General features: G+C 74.8%; 8 protein-coding genes. 5 read left to right on the top strand and 3 right to left on the bottom strand.

The window, feature by feature from the left end:
- Both ACF068_RS13510 and speB read left to right on the top strand, forming a co-directional pair.
- Window positions 1-149: carboxyl transferase domain-containing protein (locus tag ACF068_RS13510; RefSeq protein WP_392274386.1), on the top strand; the 149-nt coding region annotated here is incomplete at its 5' end.
- Window positions 150-285: 136 nt separating this feature from the next.
- Window positions 286-1,275: an agmatinase gene (speB, locus tag ACF068_RS13505; protein WP_392274356.1), complete on the top strand. Its 990-nt coding sequence runs from the start codon at window positions 286-288 to the stop codon at window positions 1,273-1,275.
- Window positions 1,276-1,348: 73 nt separating this feature from the next.
- On the opposite strand, the gene ACF068_RS13500 is transcribed toward speB, so the two are convergent.
- The 3 genes from ACF068_RS13500 to ACF068_RS13490 all read right to left on the bottom strand — a co-directional run bounded on the left by ACF068_RS13500 (window position 1,349) and on the right by ACF068_RS13490 (window position 5,423).
- Window positions 1,349-2,683, bottom strand: a complete 1,335-nt coding sequence (locus ACF068_RS13500) for a heparan-alpha-glucosaminide N-acetyltransferase domain-containing protein (protein WP_392274355.1) — start codon at window positions 2,681-2,683, stop codon at window positions 1,349-1,351.
- A gap of 208 nt (window positions 2,684-2,891) precedes the next feature.
- Complete coding sequence (locus tag ACF068_RS13495) at window positions 2,892-3,986, bottom strand: mandelate racemase/muconate lactonizing enzyme family protein (protein WP_392274354.1); 1,095 nt, start codon at window positions 3,984-3,986, stop codon at window positions 2,892-2,894.
- Between the two features lie 159 nt (window positions 3,987-4,145).
- Complete coding sequence (locus tag ACF068_RS13490; RefSeq protein ID WP_392274353.1) at window positions 4,146-5,423, bottom strand: hypothetical protein; 1,278 nt, start codon at window positions 5,421-5,423, stop codon at window positions 4,146-4,148.
- A gap of 156 nt (window positions 5,424-5,579) precedes the next feature.
- Here ACF068_RS13490 and ACF068_RS13485 point away from each other — a divergent pair, with 156 nt between their 5' ends.
- The 3 genes from ACF068_RS13485 to ACF068_RS13475 are packed head-to-tail and all read left to right on the top strand — an operon-like array spanning window position 5,580 to window position 8,217.
- A complete protein-coding gene (locus tag ACF068_RS13485) occupies window positions 5,580-6,704 on the top strand; it encodes a DegT/DnrJ/EryC1/StrS family aminotransferase (RefSeq protein ID WP_392274352.1) in 1,125 nt (374 codons plus the stop codon).
- Window positions 6,701-7,459: a hypothetical protein gene (locus ACF068_RS13480; RefSeq protein WP_392274351.1), complete on the top strand. Its 759-nt coding sequence runs from the start codon at window positions 6,701-6,703 to the stop codon at window positions 7,457-7,459. The genes ACF068_RS13485 and ACF068_RS13480 overlap by 4 nt, the downstream gene beginning before the upstream one ends.
- Window positions 7,459-8,217 (top strand): amidohydrolase family protein, encoded by a 759-nt coding sequence (locus tag ACF068_RS13475; RefSeq protein WP_392274350.1) that lies wholly within the window; start codon window positions 7,459-7,461, stop codon window positions 8,215-8,217. Before ACF068_RS13480 ends, ACF068_RS13475 begins: the two co-directional genes overlap by 1 nt.
- The last annotated feature ends 21 nt before the right edge of the window (window positions 8,218-8,238 follow it).

Here is an 8,238-nt window from a genome sequence, read left to right as displayed (position 1 = left end):
TGCACCCGTACTACGCCGCGGAGCGCGGTCTGGTCGACGACGTCATCGACCCCTCCGAAACCCGCTCCGTCCTCATCGCCTCCCTGGCGATGCTCTGCTCGAAGCACGCCGACCTGCCGCACCGCAAGCACGGCAACCCCCCGCAGTAACCCACCGGGCCCGCCCCACGGCCCACGCCCCGCGTCCGGCCGTCCGGCGCGGGTCCGCGTGCCGGGCGGGCCCCGAACGTCCTCGCGGTCCGGCCGGCGCCGGGCCGCAGCACCATGGAAAGGCACTGATCGCACCATGACCGCCCACCCCAACGGAGTGACCCCGCCGGTGCCGCCGACGGAGACCGACCGGACGCTGCACTTCGCGGGCCCCGCGACGTTCGGCCGCGTGCCGCGGATCGACCAGGTGGAGAAGACGGACATCGCCGTGGTCGGCGTGCCTTTCGACAGCGGCGTCACCTACCGGCCGGGCGCCCGCTTCGGCGGCAACGCCATCCGGGAGGCCTCCCGCACCCTGCGCCCCTACAACCCGGCGCAGAACGTCTACCCGTTCCACTACAGCCAGGTGGCGGACGCCGGTGACATCAGCGCCAACCCCTTCGACCTGAACGACGCCGTCGAGACGATCGAAGCCGCCGCGGACGACCTCCTCGCCGGTGGCGCCCGGCTGATGACCCTGGGCGGCGACCACACCATCGCCCTGCCGATGCTGCGGGCCGTGGCCAAGAAGCACGGCCCCGTCGCCGTCCTGCACTTCGACGCCCATCTGGACACCTGGGACGACTACTTCGGGCAGCAGTACACCCACGGCATGCCCTTCCGCCGGGCCGTGGAGGAGGGCATCCTCGACACCTCCGCCCTGTCCCACGTCGGCACCCGCGGACCGATCTACGGCAAGAAGGACCTCGACGACGACGAGAAGCTGGGCTTCGGCATCGTCACCTCCGCCGACGTGATGCGGCGCGGGGTGGACGAGGTGGCCCAGCAGCTCCGCGAGCGCGTCGGCAACCGTCCGCTGTACATCTCCATCGACATCGACGTCCTGGACCCGGCCCACGCGCCCGGCACCGGCACCCCGGAGGCGGGCGGCCTCACCTCCCGCGAGCTGCTGGAGATCCTGCGCGGCCTCGCCGACTGCCACCTGGTCTCCGCCGACATCGTGGAGGTCGCCCCGGCGTACGACCACGCCGACATCACCTCCGTGGCCGCGTCCCACGCGGCCTACGAGCTGATCAGCATCATGTCGAAGCAGATCGCCCCGGTCCGCTGGGGCGCGACCCAGTAACGCCCCGCGCGGGGCCCGGCGACGGCACGGCGGCCGGACCCGCCGTGCCGCGCCGGCCCCGCCACGCCGACCCTCACCCCCGCCGCACCCGGCCGGACGGCTTCGGCATGAGCAGATGCAGCGCCCACTCCAGCGGCCCCCGCCCCAGCGGCGTCCGCCGGAAGACCACCGCCCAGACCGCACAGGCCACCAGGGACACCCCGCAGAACGCGCCCAGAGCCGCCCATCCGTGATGGGGGCGCAGCTCGGCCCGCGCCAGGACGTGGACGGCGTACACCGACAGGGCCATGGTGCCGACGACGGCCAGGGGCCACAGCAGCCGTTCCGCGGTCCGCCACCGGCACACGGCGACGGCCAGGCCGATCAGCAGCAGACCCGCCCCGATGTTGGCGACCGTCTCGAACGGCGTCTGACTGTACGGTCCGTCGACCAGCAGCCACGCCCACGAGGTACTGGGGATCGCGCCCGCCTGCCGGGCCAGCACGGCCTCGACCGGGTCGGGCGCGGCCACCGCGTACGCGTGGTACCGGGCGATCGCCCGCAGCAGCGCCTCGCGCCCGCCGCCCGGGCCCAGCGCCAGCGCGGACAGCCCGTGCCCGGCCAGGGTGACGACAGCTCCCCAGCCGATCAGGCGGCGGGCCGTCCCGGACCGGCGCAGGTCCGCGAGCCGCCCCAGGACCATGCCGACGACGACGTACGGGAAGTACGTCAGCCACGGGTACGCGCCCGACAGCAGCAGCGTGTCCAGCGCGTCGGTGAACCCGGACCAGCTCGTCACGGCCTCGAAACCGGGGTAGCGGCCCCGGCCGATGACGCGGTAGCCGAAGTACGGTCCCAGGACGTACGACAGGACGGGGCCGGCGACCACCGACACCGCCGCGACCGCCGTGAGCGCGCGGGTGCCGAGTCGGGCGAGCGGTTCGGCGGCCAGGAAGTACAGCGCGAAGAACGTCAGGATGACGGCGATCCCCGACCGCAGCTCCGTCAGCGCCAGCCCGAGCGCCGCGAGCACCGCGCACTTGACGAGCGTCCCGCGCCACGCGCCCGCGGGCTGCCGCCGGGGCCGGGTGCCGCCCCGCGAGAGCGTCAGGGACAGCCCCGCGATCAGGGTGAAGACGGCGGGCGCGCGCCCGTCGAACGCCACCAGCAGGTGGCCCGCCCCCTCCGGCTTCGCGGGCGGGCCGATGTGCGCGGCGAACATGGCGAACACGGCGATGGCCCGCGCCACGTCCACGCTCACCAGCCGCCGCCTCGGCGGCGCGCTCCCCTCGGCGGCCGGCGCCGCGCTCGCGGCCGACGCCGCGTCAGCCGCCGTCGGCACCTTTGTCGTTGTCGTTGCCGGGTCGGCCGTGGTCGGCGGCTCGCCGGTCGTGGATATGTGCGTCGCCGTCTGCGCCGCCGTGGACATGTGCGTCACCGTACTGATCCGCCCCCGCGTTCTTCGTCCCCTTGTCGGTTCATTTGTATACGCATGGACGGGGACGCCCTCCGCCGGGGGTACGCGGCCGGGCACGGCGGGGATGCGCGATCGGGGTGCGCGGACGGGTGCGCGGACGGGTGCGCGGCCGGACGCGGCGGTGGGCGCGGACGGGTGCGCGGCCGGACGCGGCGGCCCCTCAGCCGGCCGAGCCGTCCAGACCGTGCCCCAGCCCCGGCGTGACCGGCAGCTCCACCAGCCCCGTCCCGGGCGTCCCCGCGAACGGCGCGGGCGCCAGCGGCTCCTCCGCCACGAGCAACGGGCCCACCAGGTCCGGCGGGACCGTGGCGTGCGGCAGCGCCGCCGACAGGTGGGCGGCCGCCAGCGTCGCCACCCCCAGCTCCGGCATCGTGCCGATCTTCACCGCGAGCCCCGCCGTCTCGGCCAGCGCGGCGATCTGCCGCGCCCGGTACAGCCCGCCCACCTTCAGGATCTTGATGTTCAGCACGTCGGCGGCCCCCCGGCGCACCACCTCCAGCGCGTCGTGCGCCGACTGCACCGACTCGTCCGCCATGACCCGCACCCCGCCCCGGGCCCGCAGCGCCGCCAGCCCCTCCAGGTCCCAGCGCGGCAGCGGCTGCTCCACCAGGTCCAGCCCCGCGTCCGCCAGCCGGGCCACCGTACGGGCCGCCTCCCCCGGCGCGTACCCCTCGTTGGCGTCCAGCGACAGCTCCACCGACCCGGGCACCGCCTTGCGCACGGCGGCCACCAGCTCCACGTCGAGCGCCGGGTCCTCACCGCCCTTGAGCTTGATGTGCCCGAACCCGGCCGCCGCGTACCGAGCCGCCTCCTCCGTCATCTCGTCGAGCGTGCCGAGCCCCACCACCCAGGTCGTCGGCACCGGCCCGGCCACCCGCCCGCCGCCCAGCAGCAGGTGCGCCGGCCACCCGGCCGCCCGGCCCGCGAGGTCGTGCAGCGCCAGGTCCAGCGCCGCCTTGGCCAGGTGCTGCCCCCGGATGGCGGCGTCCATCGCGGCGTGCGCGCCGGCCAGGTCCCGCGGGTCGCGCCCGACGAGGGCCGGTGCGACGTGCTCGGTCACCGCCGCGCACAGCCCCGCGAGGGTCTCCCCGGTGTACGCGGTCATCGGTGACGCCTCGCCGAAACCCGACGTCCCGTCGGACGTCCGCACCTCCACGAGGACGCTGACGAGTTCGGGGCTGGTGCCGCTGCTGATCACGAACGGGCGGCGGTACGGGGCACGGACGACACGGGTGTGGAACGAGGCGATCTTCACGCGCGAGCTCCTTGGTCTCCGCCGTACGGCGCTCCACCGCGGCGGCTGCGAGGTCGGGGATTGCGGCCCGGGCCGCAATCACGGGCCACGGGCGGGGTCGAGAGGGCGGGGCCGGGAGGACGGGCCGCGCGCGGGGCGGTCCGGCGGGGCGCGGCGGTCCTACAGGTGGACGCGGTAGACGGTCGGGGGGCGGCCCGTCCGGCCTTCCTGGAGGCTGCCGGTCGGTACGGCGACACCGGCCCGCTCCAGGCGCTTGAGGATCCGGCGGGCCGTGCGCTGCTGCACGGACAGGTGCTCGGCGACCCGGTGGGCGGTGACCCCCGCGTTCCCGTCCGCCGCGGTCAGCTCCCGCAGCCGGTCCAGGGTCTGCGGGTGCAGCCCGACCCGGCGGGCCAGCAGCGCGGGGCTCTCCGGGAACGCGGCGGCCTTGGCCCCGGCCGCACCGGGCTCCGCCCCGGTCGCCGTGGCGGGGCCGGTGACGGCATCCGGGCCGATGACGATGTCGACGTCGTCCGCCATCGACACCACCCCGGCCGCCGCCCCGAGGGACCGCGCCCGGTTGACGGCCCGTCGGGCGAGTGCCTCCGCCTCCGCCGCCGTACGCCCCAGACCGAAGCCCACGTGCGCGGAACCGTGCCGGGCCGCCAGGCCGCCGAGGAACGGTATCCGGGTGAACCGTTCCGTCGCCGACTCCAGCGCCCCGCGCGTCGTCACCACCAGCCGGCGCCCGTCCGGCAGCTCGGCCAGGCTGCCGCCGAGCACCCGTATGTCCTCCGGCAGCCGCGCGTCCCCGGCCGCACCCGGCAGGTCGACGATGCCCAGCGCCACCTGCGCGTCCCCGCTGTGCCGGCCGGCCGTCTCCAGGACCAGCGCCTGGAGGGACGTCAGTATCGAGTGGCGCGATGGGGCGAGCCGTACCGCGTGCGTGTGCTGCTCCAGCACGTGGAACGCCGAGCCGAGACAGGTGATGGCCACCCGCGCCTTCTTCGCGTCCCGCGCGTCCAGGTGGAAGTCGACCACGTCCTGCGAGGTCAGCCCCGGCCGGTGGGGCAGCACCCGCACCCGGTCCGTGGGGAGTTTGGCCTCCGCCATGGTCTCCAGCACCTCGTCGCGGCGCAGCGTGTCGATCGACACCCGCGACACGTCGTGCCCGAGCCGCAACAGCTCGACCAGCGCCCGCAGCAGCGTGGCACCGTTGTATGGCACGTACGCCGCCGGCCGGTCCAGCGCGCCCGCCGCCTCGGCCAGCGCGTGCGGCACCACGCCGGTGAACAGCAGCGCGTCCGCCCGCGCCCGCGCGCCCGCCACCACCTCGACGGTCTCGTCCTCATGACGGTACGGCAGCGGCAGCAGCCGGGCGGACCCCGCCCGGCCGGCGACGGCGACCACCTTCTGGACGAGGTCCTCGGGACCTATCACGCCGACCGTGAGCGGCATGGTCCGGTCTCCGTTCTGCCGGGTGGGAGTTGCTGGGGGAGGTGCTGCGGGCGGTGCGGTGCGACTTGCTCGGTGACGCCTGATTGACGGCCGTCGACGGGGGTTCTACTTTCGGCCCAGGCCATAATCGCGTGCTGCCGAGAGGATAATCCCCCGATGCCGCAACGGGAAATGCCGCTGCCCACAGTTCTGGATCCCCGGGGAAGGACGTTCGGCGAGGAGGAACGCGCGGCGGTGCTCCGGGTTCTCGACTCGGCCGTCCTGTGCGGGGCGTTCGGCCGCGAGGCACGGGAGCTGGAGGCCGGGATGGCCCGGCTGTACGGGCGCGCCGAGGCCGTCTCGTGCAGCTCGGGCACCGCCGCGCTGCACCTCGCCGTCGCCGCCGCCGGTGTCGGCCCCGGCGACGAGGTCGTCACCACACCCATCTCCGACTTCGGCACGGTCGCGCCGGTCCTCGCCCAGGGCGGCCGCGTCGTCTTCGCCGATGTGCGCGAGGACGACGGGAACCTCGACCCGGACGCCGTCGAGGCGGCGATCACCCCCCGCACCAGGGCCGTCATCGCCGTGCACCTCTTCGGCGGCGCAGCCGACACCGTACGGCTGCGGGAGATCTGCGACCGGCACGGGCTGGTCCTCGTCGAGGACTGCGCCCAGGCGTGGCTGGGGGAGGACGGCGACGGGCGGCTGCTCGGCACCGTCGGCGACATCGCCTGCTTCAGCCTCCAGCAGTACAAGCACATCACGGCGGGCGACGGCGGTCTGGCCGTCACCGACGACCCGGGCCTCGCCACCCGGATGCGGCTGTTCATGGACAAGGGCTGGGACCGGACCGAGGGCCGCATCCACCGCACCATGGGCCTCAACTACCGCATGACCGAGCTGGTCGCCGCGGTCGCCCGCGTCCAGCTCACGCGCGTCGCCGATGTGGTCGCCCGCCGCCGGGCGAGCGCCCGGCTCCTCGCCGGCGCCGTCGCCGCCCTGCCCGGGGTGACGATGGCCCGGCACCACCCGGGCCACGCCTGGTGGGTCGTCCCGCTGCTCGTCGACGACAACGCGCGCTGGGCCGCCGCGCTGGAGGGCCTCGGCGTCCCCGCCCTGCCCGGCTATCTGGAACGCCCGCTGTACGCCAATCCGGCACTGTCCGGGTACCCGCCGGGCCTGTGTCCTCGCGCCGAGCGGCTCATCGACCGTACGTTGCTGGTTCTGCCGTGGAACGAGGCCTACGGCGAGGAGGACGTGGACCGGATCGCGCAAGCGCTGGGGAAGGTCGCCGCATCATGAGCGAGTCACCGTACGACACCTACGCATGGCTCCGGCCCTCCCCGGAGGAGCACATCGGCTGGGACGTCGACGTGCTGTACGGCCCGTGGCCCCGCCACCACCGCGACACCGGCCTCGCCGAGGTCCGCGCACACCTGCGCGCCTCGCCCGTCGCGGGCGCCCTGGCGCTGTCCACCCGCGGCCCGCTCTACGACGACGGGGCGGGCAACGCCGAGACGCTCCGGGACCTCGCGGACTGCCCCGAACTCCTCCCCGTCGGCACCGTCGACGTGCGCGACGCGCCGACCGCCGAGGACCGGCTCGACGAACTGTCCGCCGCCGGGGTCCGCTTCCTGCGGCTGTTCACCCTCGAACAGGCGGCCGAGCCGGGCTTCCCCGGCTACCGCCACGTGGTCGAGCTGGCCCTCGATCGCGGAATGGTGCTCCTCCACGACGGCGACCCGCGCCGCTTCGGGCCGCCCCTCATGGGGCGCGGCGCCGACGTGGTCTTCCTCGACCTGCACGCCTATCTGCTGGCCGACTTCCTGCTGATGGCCCGCGACGAGCCCGGCTTCAAGGCCACCACCCGCATGCTGTCCGGCCCCGACTCCATCGAGCGCGTCATCGACGCCGTCGGCCCGCGCCACCTCGTCTTCGGCTCCCGCACCCCCTTCATGGACATCTCGCCGCAGACGCTGAAGCTCCGCTACGCCGACATCTCGCCCGACGACCGCGCCGCCATCGCCACCAAGAACGTCGAGGAGCTGCTCGCCTGATGCCGATCATCGATGTGCACGCCCATGTGGGCCGCTGGCAGTTCCACCTGACGACCGGTGACGCGGACACCAACATCGCCCAGATGGACCGCTACGGCATCGACCTCCAGATCGTGTCGTCGTCGGAAGCGGTGGTGTACGACGCCGTCAGCGGCAACGCCGCCCTGCGCGAGGCCCTGATGACCCGGCCGCGGCTGCACGGGTACGCCGTCGTCAACCCCAACCGCGTCGAGGAGAGCGCCGCCGACCTCCGGCGCTGCCTGGACACCGGCCGCTTCGTCGGCGCCAAGATCCACACCCACTACCCGGGCCGCATGCCCGGCACCCGCGAGATGGCCGAGGCCTTCGACGTCGTCGCCGAGGCGGGCGTACCGCTCCTCCTGCACACCTGGGGACGGGAGGTGACCCTCCTGCCCGAGCTGGTGGAGGCCCGGCCCGGACTGCGCGTGATCATGGGGCACGCGGGCGGTGACGCCTGGCGCGAGGCGGCGCACGCAGCGGCCGCCTGCGACCGCCTCTACCTGGAGCACTGCCGCACGGCCACCGACGCGGGACGCGTCGCGTACGCGCGCGAGGCCGGCGTCCCGGTCGAACGCATGCTGTTCGGCACCGACGCGACACTGATCGACCCCTGTGTGTCCCTCGGCGTGGTCCGGGACGCGCGGTTCACGGAGGAAGAGCTGGAGCGAGTGCTGTGGCGCAACGCGGCGGAGCTGTTCGGCCTGAAGGTCGGCACGGCCCTGCCACCGGTCGTGTGAGGCGATCCGAACCACCGGAAC

Source organism: Streptomyces sp. NPDC016309 (genome assembly GCF_043077235.1).
In the GTDB taxonomy this organism is placed as follows: domain Bacteria; phylum Actinomycetota; class Actinomycetes; order Streptomycetales; family Streptomycetaceae; genus Streptomyces.
Note: the sequence above shows the minus strand (reverse complement) of the source record. Positions and strands in the feature narration are given on the sequence as shown.

Excerpts from the sequence above, each read along its gene's own strand:
- ACF068_RS13485 (WP_392274352.1), top strand. The coding sequence starts at position 5,580 with ATGCCGCAACGGGAAATGCCGCTGCCCACAGTTCTGGATCCCCGGGGA.
- speB (WP_392274356.1), top strand. The coding sequence starts at position 286 with ATGACCGCCCACCCCAACGGAGTGACCCCGCCGGTGCCGCCGACGGAG.
- ACF068_RS13475 (WP_392274350.1), top strand. The coding sequence starts at position 7,459 with ATGCCGATCATCGATGTGCACGCCCATGTGGGCCGCTGGCAGTTCCAC.
- ACF068_RS13500 (WP_392274355.1), bottom strand. The coding sequence starts at position 2,683 with ATGTCCACGGCGGCGCAGACGGCGACGCACATATCCACGACCGGCGAG.
- ACF068_RS13480 (WP_392274351.1), top strand. The coding sequence starts at position 6,701 with ATGAGCGAGTCACCGTACGACACCTACGCATGGCTCCGGCCCTCCCCG.
- ACF068_RS13490 (WP_392274353.1), bottom strand. The coding sequence starts at position 5,423 with ATGCCGCTCACGGTCGGCGTGATAGGTCCCGAGGACCTCGTCCAGAAG.